Here is a 19,475-nt window from a genome sequence, read left to right as displayed (position 1 = left end):
ACTAGCTCGCCTTTTTTTGCGCTAAAATACGGTCGAGGTTATTGGCAAAATTTTGGCGGTCGGTTTGGCTAAGCGGTGGTGGCCCGCCACTCATTTCTACGCCGCTTGAGCGCATGGTATCCATAAAGTCGCGCACGTTTAATAACGAGCGAATATTCTCTGGCGTGTAAAGCTCACCACGTGGGTTAAGTGCTTGGCCACCGTTATCTATAACTTCACTGGCAAGGGGTATATCGCCAGTAATAACTAAATCGCCTTTTTCTACACGCTTTACTATTTCGTCATCGGCCACATCAAACCCGCTCGAAACCTGTACGCGGCTTATAAATTTTGAAGGCGGAATACGCATTGCATGGTTAGCTACTAAAATGGTTGGTGTTTGCGTGCGCTCTGCGGCTCTAAAAAGTATTTCTTTTATTACCACAGGGCATGCGTCGGCATCTACCCATATTTTCATGCTTAAATCTTTTAATTGCTCTAGTATTTAGCTGATCCTATAGCAATTTATTTTAATCGGCTAGCAAACTTTATTGGCTTAGAGCCGTACAAACAACATCACTTTTAAAAAGGAGCTTTCATGAAGGCCATTACGACTATTTTACTCATTACAGGGTTATTTTTACTCACCGCCTGTACAAGTGCACCTGAGGGCATTACTCCGGTTAAAAACTTTGACTTAGAGCAGTACAAAGGTAAGTGGTACGAAATTGCCCGCCTTGATCACTCATTCGAAGAGGGTATGGAGCAAGTAACCGCGACTTACACCGTAAATGACGATGGCACAGTAAAAGTGCTCAACAAAGGTTTTATAACTAAAGAGCAAAAGTGGGATGAAGCACAGGGCTTAGCTAAATTTGTAGAAGGTACTGACACAGGCCATTTTAAAGTCTCGTTTTTTGGCCCATTTTATGGTGCTTACGTTATTTTTGAATTAGACCAAGACGACTACCAATATGCGTTTATTACAAGTTATAACCGCGACTTTTTATGGTTTTTATCGCGTACACCGACCGTTAGTGACAAACTTAAACAACATTTTATAGCTAAAGCCAACAAACTAGGCTTTGCTACAGAGCAAATTATTTGGGTTAAACAGTAGGTTATTTAGCTATGTAAAGGGGCTTTACAGTTGTTGAGCAAATGATTGTTACAGCTGTAATAAAACGATCACCTCACTGTAAGGTAAGTTAAATATGTTAGGGCTATATTAGCTGCACTTGCAACGAGACATGCAAGTGTTGGACATACTGAATATCCCCCTATTGTTGGCAAGCTTTATAGCTTGCCATTTTTTTGCCTAAAATTAAGGGTTTTCTTTGGATCAGGTTTTTACTAACTAAAGTGAATTTACTGCCAGTAATAGCCCTGATAAGCCAATCAGTAACATATTTAAAAAGCTAAATGGCTTAATCAACTTTTCTATAAAATTATAAAAAATCGTTATAATTAATACACTTAGCCCCATAAAGCCAAAAAATAGTAAAGCACCGTATCCCTGCTGCGTAACCACGCAGAACAATAAACTTAGTAAAATACTGATCCAGGCAACTATTAACAGCAAATTACTTTGCAGCTTAGAGGGACGCTTTGTAAACACCGTTTTAAAATGCGCTGGCTTTGCCAAAGCAAAACCATTAAAAGCAAACAAACAGAGGCTAAAGCTAAGTAAATCAATCATGCTTTTTGCCTCTTTTTATTATTGGCTAGGTTATTAGCTGTTTTTTTAGATGCGCTAGAAGCAGTACGTAATTTTTCGGTTTGTACTAAAAACAGTATGCTAAACAGTAAAAATACCGCATCGAAAATAAACAAGGCCCATTGTTTATTAAGTAAGTAGCTCACTATATTGCCCTGTGTGGTGAGCGCATTTATTGCCGGTACACTCAAACAGGCGAGGGCATTTATGGCTGCCATTACACGCCATTGCAGCCTATCGCGCTTTAAAAGTGCCATAACGGCAACCACTAACCACGCTAAAAAGAACGCTGTAACTTCTTTTTCACCACGCCCTGCTACGGTCGGGCTAAGTAATCTATTGGCAATAAAAAAGGCGCAGGTAGCCAGTGGTAAACCCATGATGGTGGCAAGGTTTAAAGCTTCAACTAACTGTAAGCCAAATGAGGCTTTACCCTTATTACGCTCGCGTATGCGTTTAGCCCACATTATGCAGCCAGAGCCAATCATTACGCAGCCTGCAATACCGCCAAGTACGTATAGCCAGCGCAGTAAAGGCGTAGCAAAGCGCCCTGTATGCATAGAGTTAAGTGATTCATAAAGTGCTTTACTACTGCTAAGTTCGTCATCAGTTTGTGCAACTAATTCGCCAGTAGCGCCACTAAACAAAAGCCGTGGAGATTGATCGCGAAGCGCCTTTGCAGGGCTTACCAATACCGTTACTGTTGAAGCGGCCATATTCGGTTTACTAACCTGAACACGCGTAATATCTGCACTAGGCCACTTAGTATAAACTTGATCCAAAATAGTGTTTATAGGGAGCAATTCTGCACTGCCTTGGGCGTTATTAGTCACGTTATTGCTAGGTGTTACATCGTTAAAAAAGCCACGCATACCCTTGTCGTACGTCGTTAACGCAGGGTAGGGGAACAACATAAATATAAGCGTAATAATGCCTGTGTAGGTAATCATTAAATGAAACGGTAGGGCAAGTACCGAGCTTAAATTATGCGCATCTAACCAGCTACGAGTCCCTTTATTGCGCCTAAAGGTAAACATATCTTTAAATATGCGCTTATGAATAACCACGCCGGAAATTATTGCCAGTAGCATAAAAAAGCTGGCAAAACACACTACCCAGCGCCCTGTTATGGCATCTAAATAATAAAGCTGATAATGTAACCGATAAAAAAAGTTACCGCCTTTACTTTCAACAAAAGGAGGCAGCGCTTGCATGGTGTTTGGGTTTAATTGGGTATTTACAAACTGGCTGCGGCGCTGCCCCGGCTCTTTAGGTTTTGCATAGCCATATACCAAATACGGTATTCGCTCTTCGGGCAAGGTAATACGCCAACTAGGGGAATTTGCAGCGTGCTGATTTAAATAATCAAAGCCCTTAATAATTTGCTGCCTTTGCGCGGCTACTCTGTCGGTTTGGGCTTGCACATTGTGTATAGCCGGCTGATTCCACAAGTTTATTTCGTCTCTAAAAAAGCTCGCTGTGCCTGCAAAAAATATTACGTAAATAATCCAACAGGTAAGTAAGCCCACCCAGGTATGTAGCCAGGTCATCGACCTAAAAAAACTGTCTTTCATAGCCAACCCTTCAGTAACGCCAATACAGCAACAAAAAAACATGTACTTAGTAAAATACTGATCCAAACAGTTTTTAACGACTTAACCGAAAACGCATAAATAAACACTGCGGCGTAAATTAAAATACTGATAGACACACACAGTAATACGGCATCTTGCTTAGGAATGGGCAGCAGCACACTTAATAATGAAATACACGCTGAGGTAAACGCATAGCCGCCCACTATGGCAATAATAAAACGCAAAAATACTAACACTCTATAGCTTTGGGCCACCTTTAGAAGCGCAGCTAGGTTAGTTTTGGTAAAAGGTGCTATGTGCAGAGGTGCCTGCATAGTTAACAAATCCCTTATTCAAATACGAGGATAAAAATAAGCCGTTATTATAAAGCTTACAAATACAAAAGATAGCGATTCTCATTTGTATATTCTAGATAATTTAACATTAGTGCCTAGCATGTTAGTAAAATACTGATCTCTGCCGTTTTAGGGTTATTGCTTAGCTAATTACGAAGGTTTACAGTGGTCAATACTGGCAAGCCAATGAGTAAATTTAAAATGAACAACCACGAAAAACTAAATTATGTAGAATTTCCCGCGTGCGATTTAACAGCTACAAAAAGCTTTTTTACTAACGTGTTTAACTGGCAATTTACCGACTATGGCCCAGAGTATACGGCATTTAGCGGCCAAGGGCTTGATGGTGGCTTTTTTAAAGCACCGCTTAAATCACTTACTCAACATGGGGCCGCACTGCTGGTGTTTTACAGTAACGACATTCACGCAACCTTTAAAAAAGTAGCGCAATATGGCGGCAAAATAGTAAAACCTATTTTTGAGTTCCCCGGTGGCTGCCGCTTTCATTTTACCGAGCCCAGTGGTAACGAATTTGCCGTATGGTCAGAAAACAATAAACATATCAGATAATTAGCTGTTATTTTTAGGTGAGATCACGATTTTACCAACTAATAACTAATTTGAGTAAAATAAACCGATTTTTTACCAACTCATTAGGTCTAAATGGCCATTTAGAACAAAATTCAAGCATTTAAGGCCAGATTTATATGGATCCGATCAATTTAATTGAGCAAGTTAGTAAATGCGTGATCTGTGAACCTCATTTACCGTTAGGTGCTCGCCCCGTTATACAATTTAATGCCAATGCGCGTATTTTAATTGCCGGCCAAGCACCGGGCATAAAAGTACACGAAACTGGCAAGCCCTTTAACGACGCCAGCGGAAACCGCCTACGCGATTGGCTTGGGCTAAGTGTTGATGAGTTTTATGATCCGCAAAAAATAGCTATTTTACCTATGGGCTTTTGTTACCCTGGTAAAGGTAAGTCGGGCGACTTACCCCCGCGTAAAGAATGTGTACCTGCTTGGAGAGCGCAATTACTGGCCGCTCTGCCAAATTTAGAGCTTACAATAGTGCTTGGTAAATACGCGCAGGCTTATCATTTACCGCATACTAAAAACAGGCCCTTAACCGAGTTAGTAAAATCGTGGCGTGAGTATTGGCCGGAGCATTTGGTGCTACCACACCCAAGCCCACGCAATAATATTTGGCTTAAAAAGAACCCATGGTTTGCACAAGATGTACTGCCAGAACTTGCTGAGCGCGTTGCTGCAATATTAAATGAAGAACCACAATGAACAGCTATAAATCAAACGGTTACATGCTTGTAAAGGGGCTTTACAGCACCGAAGAGCTAAATAAAATTAAGCTACTAGTTAATGCCTTTCATACAAAGTGGAAGGCTAATAACCGTGAGTTTTATCAATCCCGTGCAATTAATAGCTCAGGCATAACAAATAGTGAGTATTTAACGGCGCAGCAAAACGAAGCCTTATTTAGTTTAATAGCTGATAACAAATTAATTAAGCGTGTAAAACAGGCGATTAGTGAGCCACTGTTTTTAAATACTCAGTTATTTTTTAATCCCGTAAATGTTACACAAAAAAATTATTGGCATCGCGATATGCAATACCATTTAAATGTGCAAGAGCAACAAGCTGCGTTAAACGGGCCCGACGTAGTGCACTGCCGGTTAGCCCTTGAAGACGAACCAGGTATAGAGCTTGTGCCCCACTCGCATAAAAATTGGGATACACCAGAGGAGCTAAATGTACGTTTTGCAAAAAATAATAAGCTGCCAAGCGATAACTTAACTACAGGCAAAGTTATTAAACTTAATGCGGGAGATTTACTGTTGTTTTCAGCCAATATGATTCACCGAGGCTTATACGGCAAAAACCGTTTAGCACTGGATATTATTTTTTGCGAAAATGCACCACAGCTTACTGCCTTTATCAATGCAGCAAACACTCCAAGCTCGGCAATCGCTAATAAAACCGATAACCCACTGGTATTTTTTAACCCGCTTTAAACCCGCTATAACCCCATTTAACACAACACTTTTTCGCTTAACTATAAATATTACTAATAGTGTTGAATAAATAAACATCACTGTTATTTATTTTAAGACTCGTCAGTATGAAATAGACGCAAAATTATCCAATAAAAATAACCTCTATAATGGAGTTGCAGCTATGACAACTGAACACACACAGTCACACACACGTTTAAAACCTAGTTTTTTAAAACAAAAAACACTTACTTTATTTACGCTCAGCGCATTAAGCGTGGGTATGGCACAAGCTGGCGAGCAAAAAGTAAATAAAAGTGAGCTTGAAACCATTACCGTCACCTCGCAAAAGCGGGTGCAATCGCTACAAGATATTCCTACCTCTATTCAAGCGCTTTCTGGCGACTACCTCGAGCAAAACAGTGTTGATGATTTACTCGCCCTAAGCGAAAACCTACCTAACGTGCATATAACCGAAACCTCAAGCAGCAAACGTATTTTTGTACGCGGCATAGGCTCGGGTACTAACTCAGGCTTTGAGCAATCGGTTGCTATGTATAAAGATGGCGTGTATTTGGGGCGCGGGCATCAGGCTAAATTTCCATTTTTAGATATGCAGCGCCTTGAGCTTATAAAAGGCCCGCAGTCGGTTATGTTTGGTAAAAACGCCACAGCAGGTGCCTTTAGTATGGTTTCAAATTCGCCAACCGATGTACTTGAAGGCAACGTATCGGCAGAGTTTGGCTCTGATAACGAAAAGCGTTTTACCGGCGTTATAAATATTCCTATTAACGATGATTTAGCCATTCGTATTGCCGCGTTTGATCATTCTGTTGATGGCTTTTTATATAACCAAGCGCGCCAAAGTGATGAGCAATCTAACGACTCATCAGGTGCACGTTTATCAATAGATTGGCAAATAAACGATGATATAAACGCATTATTTAAATGGGAACACGGTGAGTTTGAATCGCATGGCTCGCGCTACCAATACATTATTGATACTCCCAATCGAGATTTACAAATAGCAAATGACCCTACTAACCCAGGCAATGTAGGGTATCGTTCACTTTTATTAAGCGACAACTCGGGCCTTGATTACACAAGTTCGGTATCGGGCGATGGTCACCCAGGTGGGCTTAATGAGCAAAGTAAAACCACGCTTGATAATGCATCACTTAAATTAACCTATAACTATGGCGAATACGAATTTACCTCTGTAACCACCTATAGCGAGTACGATTGGGACTCAACCTTTGACGCCGACTTTTCAGAAATCCCGCTTATAAAACAAGACTACTTAGAAACCTATAACCAGTTTACGCAAGAGTTTAGAGTAAGCTCGCCAACAGGGCGCACGCTTGAATACGTAGCGGGCATTTTTTACATGAGCAGCGAGCTTGAACACCCAAACGATATTTTATTTGGTGCATCGTTACTTATTCCTGATTTAGTGGGTACATCATTGGGCGTAAATGCGCTGTTTGATCAAGACCAACAAAGCTACTCAGCATTTACCGCCCTTACTTGGAATGTAAACGCGCAATGGCGCGCTAATTTTGGCCTGCGTTATCAAAAAGAAGAAAAAGAAGTAAGCAGCGCACAAAGTGTGTATAGCGTATTTGAGCCAAACACACCGCAAGCCGTACAACAATTTGCTAATGCCGCTGCGCCCACTATTGCAGGGCAGCTTTCGGGCGCGGGGGTACATAACCTTAACGCTAAGCGTGATGAGTCGCACTTATCACCCAATATTAGTGTGCAATATTTAGGGTTTAACAACACCATGTTATTTGCAAGCGCTGGCATAGGCTACAAAGCCGGTGGTTTTGATGGCTCTGGCTTAAATGGCTCACAAGGTAACACGGTTGATGAAAACTCAGGCTTTGAGTTTGACGACGAAAAAGCCACAAACTTTGAATTTGGCATAAAAGCCGAGCCAATTAAAAATACTCTACAAGTAAATGCTACACTGTTTTACACCCTGTACGATGACCTACAAGTATCTGAATTTAATGGTAATGCATTTGTAGTTAAAAATGCCGCCGAAACCAAAGTAAAAGGGATTGAGCTCGATTCGCGCTGGGCAATAAATCAAAGTTGGCAGCTATCGGCAAACCTTGCGGTGCTTGATTTTGAATACGAACAATACGCCAGTGCATCGCCAACGGTTATGCAAAGCGAGCTACTTAGCCAAGCGTTTCAAGATTTAACCGGGCAAACTGGCGCGTTTGCTCCCGATTACTCAGGCAATATAGCGATTGATTACAATACCGAGGTGTTTTCAAACCTTACCTTAAGTAGCAATTTAGCGCTTAACTTTAGTGACGATTACTTTTTAGAGCAAGATCTTGACCCAATAGCCAAGCAAAGTGCTTTTGAAAAGCTAAATTTACGCATAGAACTAGGTAGCAGTGAAGGAGATTGGTCGGTGGCGTTATTGGCTAAAAATTTAACCGATAAACAAACTTTTTCGCAGGCCAATGATGTGCCAGTAATTAGCTACGCACACCGTTTTTTATCAGAGCGTGGGCGCAGTTATCACGCACAATTTAATTACCGCTTTTAAGTTTGTCAGCAGGGATAAGTTGCTGGGCTAAACCTAGCAGCTTTTCTCGCATCCAACTATTTACTAAATCGTCATCAGCTTGTTCGTGCCAATACATGTGCACGGGCATTAACGGCACATCAAACGGCAAGCTAGTTACATGCACAGGCATTTGCTCTTTTAATACCTGCGCGTACGCGTTTGGCATTGTCATTATCATGTCGCTTTGGCTAATCACTTTAGTCGCCGCAAAATAATGTTCACATTTAAGCACTACATTACGGGCAAGTGCATGCTTTGCCAGCGCCATATCAATAATATCTACCTGCGCACCTTTTAACGACACCAACGCGTGCGATGCCTTTGCGTAATTTTGTACGGTTAAGTCATTTAATATTGGGTGATCGTGCCTACAAATTAGCGAAAAATGCTCATTACAAATAAAGGTGTTTTTTATGTGGTTACTGGTAGGGGTAAGTACATCAATGACTATATCGAGCTCTTGGTTTTCGAGTGATTTTTCCATATCAACATGCGACACCTGTCGGCTGTTAATCGTGATATTGGGGGTGTTTGTGAGTAGGTCGCTCATTAGCGGCGGAAAAAATATCGATTCTAAAATATCTCTAAAGCCAAATTTAATTTCGCGCTTAAAGGCGGCTATATCAAAAAGCCGTTCGTTATTTAAGGTTGACTCTAATACCTGCACCGACTCAATAACTTGCGCTATTATTTTTTGGCAAAAAGGTGAGGGCACCATACGCCGACCGTGGCGAATAAATAATGGGTCGTCAAACTTTTCTCTAAGGCGAGAAAGCGCATGGCTAACAGCAGGTTGCGTTAAATGCAGTTTATCCGCTGCAGTGGTAATACTGCCCTCTTGATATACCGTTTTAAGTATTACAAACAGGTTTAAATCTATCTTTCCATGCATAGTATTTATGTTTAACCATTAATTAACATCACTTCTATTTATCTTAAGCGAGACTAAACTAAAGTCAACAGAGTTTAATTTAGGATTATTATGAGCAATACACTAGAGCAGCAAGCCGCAAAAATGACCATAGGCAGCGACAAATTTAAACTTATTATGCCGCCTAAATTTAACACCCTAGAGGAGCAACGCAGCTACGAAAAACAACGCCTAGCCGCAGGCTTTAGAGTATTTGCCATGTACGGTTTTGATGAAGGACTTGCGGGGCACATAACACTTCGCGACTGCATAGAGCCCGATACCTTTTGGGTAAACCCTGTAGGTATGCATTTTGCGCATATTAAAGCGTCAGATCTCATTCGGGTTGATCATAAAGGTAATATTATTGAAGGCAGCACACCGATTAATAACGCCGCGTTTGCTATTCATTCACGCATACATATGGCGCGACCCGACGTAAACGCAGTAGCCCATGCCCATACACGTTATGGCCGTGCGTTTTCAGCATTAGGTGAGTTACTTAAACCAATTTCGCAAGATGCTTGCGTATTTTACGAAAACCACAGCGTATTTGATGTATTTAGCGGCGTAGTGGCCGACAGCGAAGAGGGCGATATGATAGCTAAATCACTGGCTGATCACTGCGCTGTTATTTTGCAAAACCATGGTTTACTTACCGTCGGTTCGTCGGTTGATGCCGCAGTTGCCAATTTTGTATTGCTAGATAGCTGCTGCCAAAGCCAATTATTAGCGCAAGCCGCAGGCGAGCCTAAGCTTATTTCTCACGATGTTGCGCTACACACTAAACAAGCCAATGGCTCAGAGCTAGTTACATGGGGGAATTTTCAGCCCATGTATCAGGTTGTTGCCGCAAAAGATAACAGCTTTTTAGATTAAAACACTGGCAATAGCTTAAGTTTGATAGACTAAAATTTGCGCGGTAATGGCCCACACACCCAAAGCCGCGTTTAAATACTATGCACTCACACGCAAATACACACATTATAAAGATACGTTGAGGGTTTTATGAATATAACAACAATTAAAAACCACGCCGATGTTGGCAATTTAAACCTTGCTGAAATATCACCAGAGCAACTTCCTCGCTCTACTTATCATGCCATTTTACAATCGGCAAAAAACTTTGGTGATGCAACCGCTATTGAATACATTTTAGATGGCGACTGCATTAGCGAAGCGCAAATTCCGTTTGCAAAAAGGCTTATTCATCGCATTTTAATGACCTTTAAAGGTAAAAGCTTTGCTAATCCGCACCGTAAAATGAGTTACAACGCGCTTGCCAATAACGTAACAGGGCTTGGCAATGCATTGCACTCGTTGGGTATTACAAAAACCGAGGTTACCTCGCTGGTATTACCTAACTTCCCTGAAACCTATGTATCGCTTTGGGCAGCAGAGGCCGCAGGCATTGCAAACCCCATAAACCCCTTGCTTGATGAGTCCATAATGAAAGAAATTATGATCTCAGCCAATACCAAAGTAATCATTGCCCTAGGCCCTGTCCCTGGTAGCGATATTTGGCAAAAAGTAATGGCAATTAAAGAGCATATACCCGGCCTAAAAGCGGTCATTAGCTTATTTGGTGACGACATAGCGTGCTCGCAAAATAATAAAGTACCCGTGTATGGGTTTAAAAAATTACTCGCGGCGCAAAGTACGCAAGCAGCTAATTTTACTTTGCCTGAGCAAAGCGATGTGTGCGCGTATTTTCATACGGGTGGTACCACCGGCCTACCAAAACTTGCCAAGCACTTGCACTTAAACCAGCTTACCAATGCAGGGCAGGTTAATTTACTTTCGCCAGTAAACGCAGGCGATACCATGCTAGTAGGTTTGCCCATATTTCATGTAAATGCGGCGGTAGCCACAGGCATAGCCTCGGTAATGAAAGGCTGTAAAATTTTACTCGCAAGCCCTTCTGGCTTTAGAGGTAAAAACATCATTCAAAACTTACTCACCCTAATTAATAATTACGATGTAGCCGTTATGACCGCCGTACCTACGGTTTACGCTGCTATGGTTGAGCAAATTACCTCGCAAAAAATATCGGTGCCACCGCTTAAAATGAAGTTTGCCATTTGTGGGGCCGCGCCGCTTTCATCAGATTTACAAGCCCTGTTTACTAAACTCACAAACACCCCACTGGTAGAGGGTTATGGCTCAACTGAGGGCAGCTCAGTAAGTACGTTAATGCCTGTAAACCCAATTAATAAAGAGGCTTCTGTAGGGCTGCCAATACCTGGTATTACGCTTAAAATTGCCGATATAAACGAGCAAGGTACGCTTGTTAAAATGTGCGATACACTCGATGTCGGCGAAATAATAATAACCGGTAATAACGTATTTCCCGGTTACGTAGAAGATGCGCATAACCAAGGCGCATGGGTAGTTGATGAAAACGGCCAACAGTATTTTAGAACCGGCGATTTAGGAAAAATAGATGAGAGCGGGTATGTATCTTTATGTGGTAGACAAAAAGAGCTAATAATACGTGGCGGGCACAATATAGACCCCAAAATGATAGAAGATGCCGCAACCAGCCACCCCGATGTAACACTTGCAGCCGCCGTGCCACGCCCCGACAGCTACGCAGGCGAAGTACCCGTACTTTACGTAACGCTAAGCCCAAATAGCACGCTTAAGCTTGATGATCTCACCGCGTATGTTAGCGCCAACATACCTGAGCGGGCAGCAATACCAAAAGCTATTTATATAATTGATGAAATACCGCTTACTGCCGTAGGTAAAATTTATAAGCCCGAATTGGTTTGCCTAGAAATAAAACAAACCATTACAGAGGCTCTTAGCGAGCAATTAATCAACAAAACCGTGCAAATAAATGTGTTTGCTGATAAAAAGTTAGGCATAAAAGCCACAATTTTAGTTAATGAAGATGAGTTAAACGCGCTGCAACAACAGATAAAAACGCTGCTAACCCCGTACTCATTTAACTACGAAGTGCTGGCATTAAAAACAACAGAGGCCGCCTAATTTGAACGCATCATTTTTAACAGAAATCATACTCCCACTCGCTCTTGCCCTTATTATGTTTGGCATGGGGCTTGGGCTTACAGTTGGCGACTTTACGCGGCTTTTTAAAAAGCCCTTAGCAATTGCTATGGGCTTACTAGGCCAAATTATTGCCATGCCGCTACTGGCTTTAGGTTTGTGTTATTTACTTAATTTACCCACGCCTATAGCAATAGGGTTAATGATTTTAGCCGCGTGCCCAGGTGGTACTATGTCAAACGTAGTGAGCCAGCTGGCAAAGGCTAATTTAGCGCTTTCGGTAAGCTTAACCGCTGCCTCAACCGCTATTAGCATTATTACCACCCCGTTTATTATTGGCTTTGCCATGCACCAATTTGCGCCGCAAGACGATGCTAACTTTTCTATATTAACTACATCGCTTGGGCTGTTTGTCATTACCTTAGTGCCTGTAGCCATAGGGATAAGCCTGCGCCATTTTAAAAGCGAATTTGCGATTAAAAGCGAGCCGTTTTTTAGGCGTTTTTCGTTATTTTTTATGCTCGCCATGATAGCCGCGCTAGTAATAAAAGAACGCGCCTTACTCATAAACTCGTTTGATGCTGTATTTTGGGCCTGCCTTGCATTAAATATTGGCTCAATGGTCATTGGCTTGCTCATAGCTAAGCTTTCAAACCTTAACCTGACCGATTCGCTTACACTTGGGATTGAGGTGGGGATTCAAAACGCATCGCTGGCTATTTTAATTGCTATAAGCTTTTTAAATAAGCCCGAATACGCAGTAACGGGCGGTGTATATGGCCTTGCCATGTTTATTGGGCCGCTATTATTAATTGCTGGGCTTAAGTTTAAAAACAAACGCTTTGTAAACGCTTAAAAAATAATGCGAAGCGCCAAATTTAGTTCACTAAGTTTGGCGCTTTTTTTATAGCTATTAACGTTTAAAAATAGGCTGTACTTGCCCGCGTAACCATATTAAAGCGTCGTCTTTATCAGTACTTTGATGCCAGTATAAATGCTGATAAATAGCAGGCATAGTAGTGGGCACGGGGCGTGCTATTAGCGTGTCGTCTAGCAATTGACTGGCAACCATTGAAGGTAAAGTAAGTAAAAATGGCGCGTCTTTTATTACCTCTTTCGCGGCAAAATAATTTTGACAACGTATAGCCACCTGCCTATTAAAACTCAATTGCAATAACGCAATATCTTCAATAACAGTGCCGGTTGCTCGATTAGATACCGCAACATGCTTAGCCGCTAAATAATTGTCTATATTGAGTTGGTTTTTAAGCGGGTGGTTTTTTTTCATGAGTACACAAAAGTGATCACTTGAGAGAACAGCGTGGCTAATGGGCGCTTTTATTGGCCGTGCTACATCAATTGCCATATCTATTTGATGATTAGCTAATTGCTTATGCATATCTTCACGGCTTAATTTTACGCTCGCTAAGCTTGCATTGGGAGCATGTTTTGCCAGTGCAAGTTGCAATTTAGGCAAAACAATAGGCTCTATTGCATCGTGCAGGGCTATTTTAAAAGTTTGCGCTGTGGTCGCTAAATTAAAGTCACCGCAGGCTTGTAGCACTTGGCGTAATTTTTCGAGTAAATCTATTAGCTCGGGAGCCATACGTTGGCACGCAGGGGTGGGGAGCATTAATTGCCCTTGGCGCTCAAATAACGGATCGTTTAATACACTGCGCAAACGTTTTATAGCATGGCTAACTGCTGAGGGCGTTATGTACAGCACCTTTGCGGTTTCGCTCATGTTTTTTTCACGGTATAGGCATTCAAATATTTTAAGTAAATTTAAATCTAACTGCTGAATATTTTTAGCTTCAATCATTATTACCCGCTCATACTATGAATGTAATTCACACTTAACTGGTAATATATTTCATTTAATTCATTGGGGCGAATGTTTTATGCTGGGTTAACTAAAAAATAAACAGGCAACCCTAATGAACTTTGAGCCAAGCCAAAAAAGCCAAGACTACTTAAAGCGTGTAACCGCCTTTATGGATGAACACGTATTGCCTATTGAGCAAGCAGTAGTTGCGCATAACCATGCTAAAAATAATTCAAACGATTGGACCACTTGGCAGTTAAGTGAGCACATTGAGCCATTAAAAGCGAAAGCAAAAGCCGCTGGCCTGTGGAACTTATTTTTACCCGATGCAGAACTAGCACAAGGCTTAACCTGCCTAGAGTACGCCCCTATTGCAGAGCAAATGGGTAAATGTTTATTTGCCTCAGAAATATTTAATTGTAACGCCCCCGATACCGGCAATATGGAAGTGCTTTATCATTTTGCAAACGATGAGCAAAAACAACAGTGGTTAACCCCATTATTAAATGGCGATATTCGCTCAGTATTTGCCATGACCGAGCCCGATGTCGCTTCATCAGATGCGACAAACATGCAAGCAACCATAGATGTTGATGGCGACGAGCTTATTTTAAATGGCACAAAGTGGTGGACCACCGGCCTTGGTCATCCTAATGCACAGGTGGCTATTTTTATGGGGCTTTCTAACCCCGAAAACGATAAACACAGCCAGCACTCCATGGTACTTGTGCCGCTAAACACACCCGGTGTAAACATTAAGCGCATGCTAAGTGCCTGTGGCGATTTTGATGCCCCCTACGGCCACGGCGAAATGGAATTTAATAACGTACGCGTACCAAAACAAAATCTTATTTTAGGGTTAGGCAAAGGTTTTGCCATTGCACAAGGGCGCTTAGGGCCTGGGCGAATTCATCATTGTATGCGCGCAATTGGCGCAGCAGAGCGCTGTTTAGAGCTCATGATTAAACGCGGGCTGTCGCGCAGTGCTTTTGGTAAACCCTTACTTAAATTAGGCGGTAATTTAGAACGTGTAGCGCAAGCGCGTATGGCGATAGATCAAGCTCGTTTATTAACCCTGCACGCGGCATGGAAAATAGACACTCAAGGCGTTAAACACGCCATGACCGAAATATCGAGCATAAAAGTAGTCGTGCCTAATATGCTGCAAATGGTCTCAGATATGGCAATACAAGTGTTTGGGGGCGCTGGGGTGTCGAGCGACTTTCCTATTGCCTCGTTTAATGCAATGGGGCGTATTTTACGCCTTGCAGATGGCCCAGACGAAGTACATATGGGCATGGTTTCGCGCCTCGAACTTAACAAATACCGCTAAGGCAACACCATGAAAACACGACTAATAATAACAGGTGGAGCCACAGGGCTGGGTAAAGCATTAGCCCTGAGTTACGCAAGTAATTTGGGCGCCAATTTACAAATTTGTATTGCCGATATAAACGCCGAGCGTGCAGCCACAACCATTAGTGAGCTGCAAGCACTAAAAAGCGATGCTTTTTTTTACGCCTGCGATGTAACCAAGCAAGCAGATGTAAAGGGGCTTTACGACATTATCCAAACCAAGTGGCAGGGCGTAGATATTGTTATAAATAATGCAGGCGTTGCCACGGGCGGCTCGCTTGAGGGCGAATCGCTTGAGCAATGGCAGTGGATTATGGATATTAATTTGCTCTCTATGGTGCGGGTGTGCCAAACGTTTTACCCCGCCTTTGTGCAACAAGGCGGTGGCTACTTTATTAATATAGCCTCACAAGCAGGGCTTACCCCTATTCCGTTTATGAGCAGTTATAACGCTGTAAAAGCGGCGGTTATAGGCTTTAGCGAAACCCTAAAGCTCGAACTCGCCCACGATAATATAGATGTAAGTGTTGTGTGCCCGAGCTTTTTTAAAACCAATCTTGATGAATCCATGCGCACCAGCGAGCCGGCCATGAAAACCATGCTTAACCGTGCCTTTGAGCGCTCCCCCATAAACGCAGAGCAAGTAGCCGATATTATTTATACGCAGTCGCTTAACCGCCCATTTTTAATTTTGACCCATAAATTAGGTAAACAGGCCTTTTTAATGAAAAAACTACTCCCCGTTGAGTGGTACATTAAAAACATGCTGAAAAAAACACGCTCTATGCAACGTTTAAAATCAAAATAATAAAGGCTAGCAATGAACACACAATTATTAGATCAAGCCAAAAACGTACGCCAAGGCGAAGAGCTCGACACAAAAAAAGTAGATGCCTGGCTTAAGCAACACATTACACAATTAACTGGCGAGCCAAGTGTTACTCAATATGCAGGGGGAGCATCAAACTGGACCTACTGCCTAGAGTATCCAGAGCAATCGCTTATTTTGCGCCGAGCACCCAAAGGCACAAAAGCCAGAGGCGCACACGATATGGGCCGCGAGTTTAAATTACAGCAAGCGCTAAAACCAGTTTACAGCTATGTGCCAAATATGGAGGCGTTTTGCGACGATGAAAACATACTCGGCACCGACTTTTACGTTATGGAAAAGCTTACGGGTATTATTCCGCGTAAAAATTTACCACGCGGATTAACCCCCACGCCCGAGCGCACCAAAAAGCTGTGCGAAAACGTACTCGACTGCCTAGTAGAATTACACAAAGTAGATTACAAACAGGCCAATTTAAGTCATTTAGGCAAAGGCGAAGGCTACACCCAGCGCCAAATTAGCGGCTGGAGCGAGCGCTTTACTAAAGCCAAAACTTGGAATGTACCCAGCGGTAAAAAAGTCATTAAGTGGCTTGAAAACAACATGCCAAGTAACGAGCGTATTTGCATAACACATAACGATTTTAGGTTTGATAACGTTGTGCTTGATGCAAACGACTACACCAACGTACTGGGTATTTTAGATTGGGAACTTGCCACCCTTGGCGACCCACTTATGGATTTGGGCAATACATTGGCTTACTGGGTAGAGCCAGAAGATGACTTTTTAGCCCAAGCCACGCGCCGTCAACCCACTCACTTAGAGGGTATGCTAACGCGCAAAGAAGTAGTGGCCTACTACTGTAAAAAAATGAATATAACCGTAGATGACTTTACCTTTTACGAAGTGTACGGGCTATTTAGACTTGCCGGCATTGTGCAGCAAATTTATTACCGCTATCACCATGGGCAAACTAAAAACCCCGCCTTTAAACACTTTTGGGTGTTTGTACATTACCTTTTATGGCGCTGTAAAAAAGCCATTAACAACCAAGGTAAAGTCTAATGTGCATTTTATATTTAGTACGCCACGGGCAGGCCAGTTTTTCGGCTGATAATTACGATACGCTCTCAACAAAAGGGCAACAGCAAGCCACACTACTGGGTGAATATTTAGCACAAAAGCAGCTTAAGCCCGATGCTGTATTTGCAGGCAGTATGCTGCGCCATAATCAAACCGCAGAGCTGAGTTTAGCAAGTGCTAATAATACGCCAGTGGTAATAAACGATGCGCGATTAAACGAGTACGATCACGAACATATTTTAGCCGTTTATAACCCACAGCTTGCCACCCCAAGCCAAGTTCGCGCGGCACTTAGCAAGCAAGCCGAGCCTATGGAATATTTTAAAACGGTATTTATTAGCGCCATACAGCAATGGGTACTCAATCCCGACAGCACTCAATATAACGAAAGCTTTAATGCATTTACTGCGCGTGTACTTGGCGCGCTTGAACAAATAGCCAATGAAAACCACGGTAAAAAGGTACTTATTTATACCTCTGGCGGGCCTATTAGCATTATAACCAGCCATTTAATGGGGCTAAAGCTCGAGCGCTTTATTGATATTAATTGGAGCTTAGTAAACGCAGGCGTAACCAAAGTAGTGGCGCGCGGCAAAGGAAAAAATCAAAAATTAACGATAAGTAGTTTAAATGAGCATCACTTTTTAGAGTGCCACCCACAACAAAAATTAATTACATACACCTAAGGAGCTAATTATGCGCAAAAACATACTAATAACAGGTGCAAGTTCAGGCTTAGGCAAAGGCATGGCAAAAGAGTTTGCAAAACAAGGTTGTAATCTTGCTTTATGTGCTCGGCGCTTTGAGCTATTAGAGCAGCTAAAAAGTGAGCTTGAACAGGTAAACCCAAATATAACCATTAGTATAAAAGTGCTTGATGTTAACGACCACGAGCAAGTATTTAGCGTATTTAACGCCTTTAAAGATGAGCTTAACGGCCTTGATAGAGTGATTATAAATGCTGGTATGGGCAAAGGGGCTTCTATTGGTACGGGTTATTTCAATGCCAACAAACAAACCGCACAAACTAACTTTGTGGCCGCACTTGCGCAGGCTGAGGCCGCAATGGAAATTTTTAGAGCGCAAAACCATGGTCATTTAGTGACTATTTCATCTATTAGTGCTGTACGTGGTTTTAGGCGCGCCATGACCGTTTACGCCGCCACTAAAGCGGCTATTACCTCATTAAGTGAAGGCATACGCATAGATGTAATGCACACGCCTATAAAAGTAAGCTGCGTACACCCAGGTTTTATAAGAAGCGAAATAAACGAAAAAGTAAAAACAGTGCCGTTTATTGTTGATACCGAAACTGGCTGCAAAGCACTGGTAAAAGCAATAAATAAAGAAAAAGCCAACAGCTTTGTGCCAAGCTGGCCGTGGGCATTCCTGCATTGGATTTTACGAATAGCACCGCTGAGTACAATTCGTAAAATGTCGTAAGGTTTTTAAATTTTAGGCATTAAAAAAGGTGGCAAATGCCACCTTTTATGTACGTGTTTACTTAACCTACGTTTAGGTTATTTGTAAAATTATAGTAGTGCAAAAATCTTTTGCAGCTGTGGCATGTACTCGCTCACAAGCTCAAGGTTGTTTTCGCTTACTAGTGGGTCTGTAGATTCTTCAGCCGCGCTTGAAGCCTTACCAAACGAGCCCATTAACGAGCTAGCGTCACTGCTTTTAGCACTTTTAAGGCTTTGCAGGCCACCCATTACTTTATTTGCTGTTTCTTGGTTTTCAGCTGAAAGACCCGATTTAAGGTTTTCGATGTAAGCCATAGATACTTCTGAGCCAACAGATACTAATTCTTCAGGCGAAAAACCGTAACGGTTAGTAATATCGGCAAAGCTTTTATATAAACCTTGCTCTTTAATCATGCTTAATGCGCTATTAGCAAGAGAGCTTTGCTCTTCAACATTTTGATCAGCAGAGCCACCTAGCATGCTTGCTAAATCTAGGTTTTTTAACGAATCTTGGCTGCTAGCCCAGCTAGAAACAGCCGGCAGTGCTTTCATGTAGCTTTGTAATTGACCTTCGCTAATATCTTCAGCAAGGCTTGAAAAACTCATTGCTAATAAGCTAAGTGATAAAATTATTTTTTTCATTGGGCGTTTCCTATTATTTAATTAAAGCCATTAAAAACTAAATGTAAGCGCTTGCCAATACATAACTAAAGTATTAGGTGTATTTAAGCTATAAAGTAGTATAAATACTTTAAAGTTCTATAACTTAA

The 19,475-nt window shown here is 42.0% G+C and carries 20 protein-coding genes; 13 read left to right on the top strand and 7 right to left on the bottom strand.

What is annotated here, in order from left to right:
* Position 1: 1 nt before the first annotated feature.
* Positions 2 to 457, bottom strand: coding sequence for a YaiI/YqxD family protein (locus PSH54_RS00535; RefSeq protein ID WP_004588273.1), 456 nt, complete (start codon positions 455 to 457; stop codon positions 2 to 4).
* Between the two features lie 120 nt (positions 458 to 577).
* On the opposite strand from PSH54_RS00535, the gene PSH54_RS00530 reads away from it, so the two are divergent.
* Positions 578 to 1,099, top strand: a complete 522-nt coding sequence (locus PSH54_RS00530; RefSeq protein ID WP_004588274.1) for a lipocalin family protein — start codon at positions 578 to 580, stop codon at positions 1,097 to 1,099.
* Between the two features lie 237 nt (positions 1,100 to 1,336).
* Here PSH54_RS00530 and PSH54_RS00525 read toward each other — a convergent pair whose 3' ends face one another.
* The 3 genes from PSH54_RS00525 to PSH54_RS00515 are packed head-to-tail and all read right to left on the bottom strand — an operon-like array spanning position 1,337 to position 3,605.
* The gene (locus PSH54_RS00525; protein ID WP_273605164.1) at positions 1,337 to 1,678 is read right to left on the bottom strand and encodes a DUF3325 domain-containing protein; all 342 of its coding nucleotides are present in this window, start codon (positions 1,676 to 1,678) and stop codon (positions 1,337 to 1,339) included.
* Positions 1,675 to 3,270, bottom strand: coding sequence for a PepSY-associated TM helix domain-containing protein (locus PSH54_RS00520; protein WP_248462102.1), 1,596 nt, complete (start codon positions 3,268 to 3,270; stop codon positions 1,675 to 1,677). Before PSH54_RS00520 ends, PSH54_RS00525 begins: the two co-directional genes overlap by 4 nt.
* Positions 3,267 to 3,605, bottom strand: a complete 339-nt coding sequence (locus PSH54_RS00515; RefSeq protein ID WP_010556117.1) for a hypothetical protein — start codon at positions 3,603 to 3,605, stop codon at positions 3,267 to 3,269. Before PSH54_RS00515 ends, PSH54_RS00520 begins: the two co-directional genes overlap by 4 nt.
* Positions 3,606 to 3,827: 222 nt before the next feature.
* On the opposite strand from PSH54_RS00515, the gene PSH54_RS00510 reads away from it, so the two are divergent.
* From PSH54_RS00510 to PSH54_RS00495, 4 genes are all read left to right on the top strand, one after another.
* Positions 3,828 to 4,196 (top strand): VOC family protein, encoded by a 369-nt coding sequence (locus tag PSH54_RS00510; protein ID WP_273605456.1) that lies wholly within the window; start codon positions 3,828 to 3,830, stop codon positions 4,194 to 4,196.
* Between the two features lie 137 nt (positions 4,197 to 4,333).
* Complete coding sequence (locus PSH54_RS00505; protein WP_273605163.1) at positions 4,334 to 4,924, top strand: uracil-DNA glycosylase family protein; 591 nt, start codon at positions 4,334 to 4,336, stop codon at positions 4,922 to 4,924.
* Positions 4,921 to 5,658 (top strand): phytanoyl-CoA dioxygenase family protein, encoded by a 738-nt coding sequence (locus PSH54_RS00500; protein ID WP_273605162.1) that lies wholly within the window; start codon positions 4,921 to 4,923, stop codon positions 5,656 to 5,658. Before PSH54_RS00505 ends, PSH54_RS00500 begins: the two co-directional genes overlap by 4 nt.
* Before the next feature lie 163 nt (positions 5,659 to 5,821).
* A complete protein-coding gene (locus PSH54_RS00495) occupies positions 5,822 to 8,206 on the top strand; it encodes a TonB-dependent receptor (RefSeq protein ID WP_273605161.1) in 2,385 nt (794 codons plus the stop codon).
* Here the strand turns inward: PSH54_RS00495 and PSH54_RS00490 are convergent.
* Positions 8,190 to 9,119: a LysR family transcriptional regulator gene (locus tag PSH54_RS00490; protein WP_024033009.1), complete on the bottom strand. Its 930-nt coding sequence runs from the start codon at positions 9,117 to 9,119 to the stop codon at positions 8,190 to 8,192. The two genes, PSH54_RS00495 and PSH54_RS00490, sit on opposite strands and share 17 nt — an antisense overlap.
* Positions 9,120 to 9,209: 90 nt before the next feature.
* Between PSH54_RS00490 and PSH54_RS00485 the strand changes: the two genes are divergently transcribed.
* The 3 genes from PSH54_RS00485 to PSH54_RS00475 all read left to right on the top strand — a co-directional run bounded on the left by PSH54_RS00485 (position 9,210) and on the right by PSH54_RS00475 (position 13,005).
* The gene (locus PSH54_RS00485; RefSeq protein WP_138579629.1) at positions 9,210 to 10,016 is read left to right on the top strand and encodes a class II aldolase/adducin family protein; all 807 of its coding nucleotides are present in this window, start codon (positions 9,210 to 9,212) and stop codon (positions 10,014 to 10,016) included.
* Between the two features lie 129 nt (positions 10,017 to 10,145).
* Entirely contained in the window at positions 10,146 to 12,131 is a 1,986-nt protein-coding gene (locus tag PSH54_RS00480; protein ID WP_273605160.1) for an AMP-binding protein, read from the top strand.
* 1 nt (position 12,132) lies between these two features.
* Positions 12,133 to 13,005, top strand: coding sequence for a bile acid:sodium symporter family protein (locus PSH54_RS00475; protein WP_126009617.1), 873 nt, complete (start codon positions 12,133 to 12,135; stop codon positions 13,003 to 13,005).
* A gap of 57 nt (positions 13,006 to 13,062) precedes the next feature.
* On the opposite strand, the gene PSH54_RS00470 is transcribed toward PSH54_RS00475, so the two are convergent.
* Complete coding sequence (locus tag PSH54_RS00470; RefSeq protein WP_273605159.1) at positions 13,063 to 13,971, bottom strand: LysR family transcriptional regulator; 909 nt, start codon at positions 13,969 to 13,971, stop codon at positions 13,063 to 13,065.
* A gap of 115 nt (positions 13,972 to 14,086) precedes the next feature.
* On the opposite strand from PSH54_RS00470, the gene PSH54_RS00465 reads away from it, so the two are divergent.
* From PSH54_RS00465 to PSH54_RS00445, 5 genes are read left to right on the top strand one after another with little or no spacing between them, the layout of a single operon-like run.
* The gene (locus PSH54_RS00465) at positions 14,087 to 15,307 is read left to right on the top strand and encodes an acyl-CoA dehydrogenase family protein (protein ID WP_029772866.1); all 1,221 of its coding nucleotides are present in this window, start codon (positions 14,087 to 14,089) and stop codon (positions 15,305 to 15,307) included.
* Between the two features lie 9 nt (positions 15,308 to 15,316).
* Positions 15,317 to 16,138 carry an SDR family oxidoreductase gene (locus PSH54_RS00460; RefSeq protein WP_273605158.1) on the top strand — a complete coding sequence of 274 codons (822 nt, stop codon included), beginning with the start codon at positions 15,317 to 15,319 and terminating at the stop codon, positions 16,136 to 16,138.
* Positions 16,139 to 16,150: 12 nt separating this feature from the next.
* Positions 16,151 to 17,224, top strand: coding sequence for a phosphotransferase family protein (locus PSH54_RS00455; protein WP_273605157.1), 1,074 nt, complete (start codon positions 16,151 to 16,153; stop codon positions 17,222 to 17,224).
* Positions 17,224 to 17,928 (top strand): histidine phosphatase family protein, encoded by a 705-nt coding sequence (locus PSH54_RS00450; protein ID WP_264389965.1) that lies wholly within the window; start codon positions 17,224 to 17,226, stop codon positions 17,926 to 17,928. The genes PSH54_RS00455 and PSH54_RS00450 overlap by 1 nt, the downstream gene beginning before the upstream one ends.
* Before the next feature lie 10 nt (positions 17,929 to 17,938).
* Positions 17,939 to 18,685 (top strand): SDR family oxidoreductase, encoded by a 747-nt coding sequence (locus PSH54_RS00445; RefSeq protein ID WP_273605156.1) that lies wholly within the window; start codon positions 17,939 to 17,941, stop codon positions 18,683 to 18,685.
* An 89-nt stretch (positions 18,686 to 18,774) separates the two neighbouring features.
* On the opposite strand, the gene PSH54_RS00440 is transcribed toward PSH54_RS00445, so the two are convergent.
* On the bottom strand, positions 18,775 to 19,347 hold the full coding sequence (locus PSH54_RS00440; RefSeq protein ID WP_004586261.1) for a hypothetical protein: 573 nt from the start codon (positions 19,345 to 19,347) through the stop codon (positions 18,775 to 18,777).
* Positions 19,348 to 19,475 lie beyond the last annotated feature (128 nt).

The organism is Pseudoalteromonas sp. Angola-30 (assembly GCF_028599215.1).
GTDB classification, from domain to species: Bacteria; Pseudomonadota; Gammaproteobacteria; order Enterobacterales; family Alteromonadaceae; genus Pseudoalteromonas; species Pseudoalteromonas atlantica.
Note: the sequence above shows the minus strand (reverse complement) of the source record. Positions and strands in the feature narration are given on the sequence as shown.

Coding starts and splice junctions, on each gene's coding strand:
- PSH54_RS00535 (WP_004588273.1), bottom strand. CDS start 457: ATGAAAATATGGGTAGATGCCGACGCATGCCCTGTGGTAATAAAAGAA.
- PSH54_RS00530 (WP_004588274.1), top strand. CDS start 578: ATGAAGGCCATTACGACTATTTTACTCATTACAGGGTTATTTTTACTC.
- PSH54_RS00525 (WP_273605164.1), bottom strand. CDS start 1,678: ATGATTGATTTACTTAGCTTTAGCCTCTGTTTGTTTGCTTTTAATGGT.
- PSH54_RS00520 (WP_248462102.1), bottom strand. CDS start 3,270: ATGAAAGACAGTTTTTTTAGGTCGATGACCTGGCTACATACCTGGGTG.
- PSH54_RS00515 (WP_010556117.1), bottom strand. CDS start 3,605: ATGCAGGCACCTCTGCACATAGCACCTTTTACCAAAACTAACCTAGCT.
- PSH54_RS00510 (WP_273605456.1), top strand. CDS start 3,828: ATGAACAACCACGAAAAACTAAATTATGTAGAATTTCCCGCGTGCGAT.
- PSH54_RS00505 (WP_273605163.1), top strand. CDS start 4,334: ATGGATCCGATCAATTTAATTGAGCAAGTTAGTAAATGCGTGATCTGT.
- PSH54_RS00500 (WP_273605162.1), top strand. CDS start 4,921: ATGAACAGCTATAAATCAAACGGTTACATGCTTGTAAAGGGGCTTTAC.
- PSH54_RS00495 (WP_273605161.1), top strand. CDS start 5,822: ATGACAACTGAACACACACAGTCACACACACGTTTAAAACCTAGTTTT.
- PSH54_RS00490 (WP_024033009.1), bottom strand. CDS start 9,119: ATGCATGGAAAGATAGATTTAAACCTGTTTGTAATACTTAAAACGGTA.
- PSH54_RS00485 (WP_138579629.1), top strand. CDS start 9,210: ATGAGCAATACACTAGAGCAGCAAGCCGCAAAAATGACCATAGGCAGC.
- PSH54_RS00480 (WP_273605160.1), top strand. CDS start 10,146: ATGAATATAACAACAATTAAAAACCACGCCGATGTTGGCAATTTAAAC.
- PSH54_RS00470 (WP_273605159.1), bottom strand. CDS start 13,971: ATGATTGAAGCTAAAAATATTCAGCAGTTAGATTTAAATTTACTTAAA.
- PSH54_RS00465 (WP_029772866.1), top strand. CDS start 14,087: ATGAACTTTGAGCCAAGCCAAAAAAGCCAAGACTACTTAAAGCGTGTA.
- PSH54_RS00460 (WP_273605158.1), top strand. CDS start 15,317: ATGAAAACACGACTAATAATAACAGGTGGAGCCACAGGGCTGGGTAAA.
- PSH54_RS00455 (WP_273605157.1), top strand. CDS start 16,151: ATGAACACACAATTATTAGATCAAGCCAAAAACGTACGCCAAGGCGAA.
- PSH54_RS00450 (WP_264389965.1), top strand. CDS start 17,224: ATGTGCATTTTATATTTAGTACGCCACGGGCAGGCCAGTTTTTCGGCT.
- PSH54_RS00445 (WP_273605156.1), top strand. CDS start 17,939: ATGCGCAAAAACATACTAATAACAGGTGCAAGTTCAGGCTTAGGCAAA.
- PSH54_RS00440 (WP_004586261.1), bottom strand. CDS start 19,347: ATGAAAAAAATAATTTTATCACTTAGCTTATTAGCAATGAGTTTTTCA.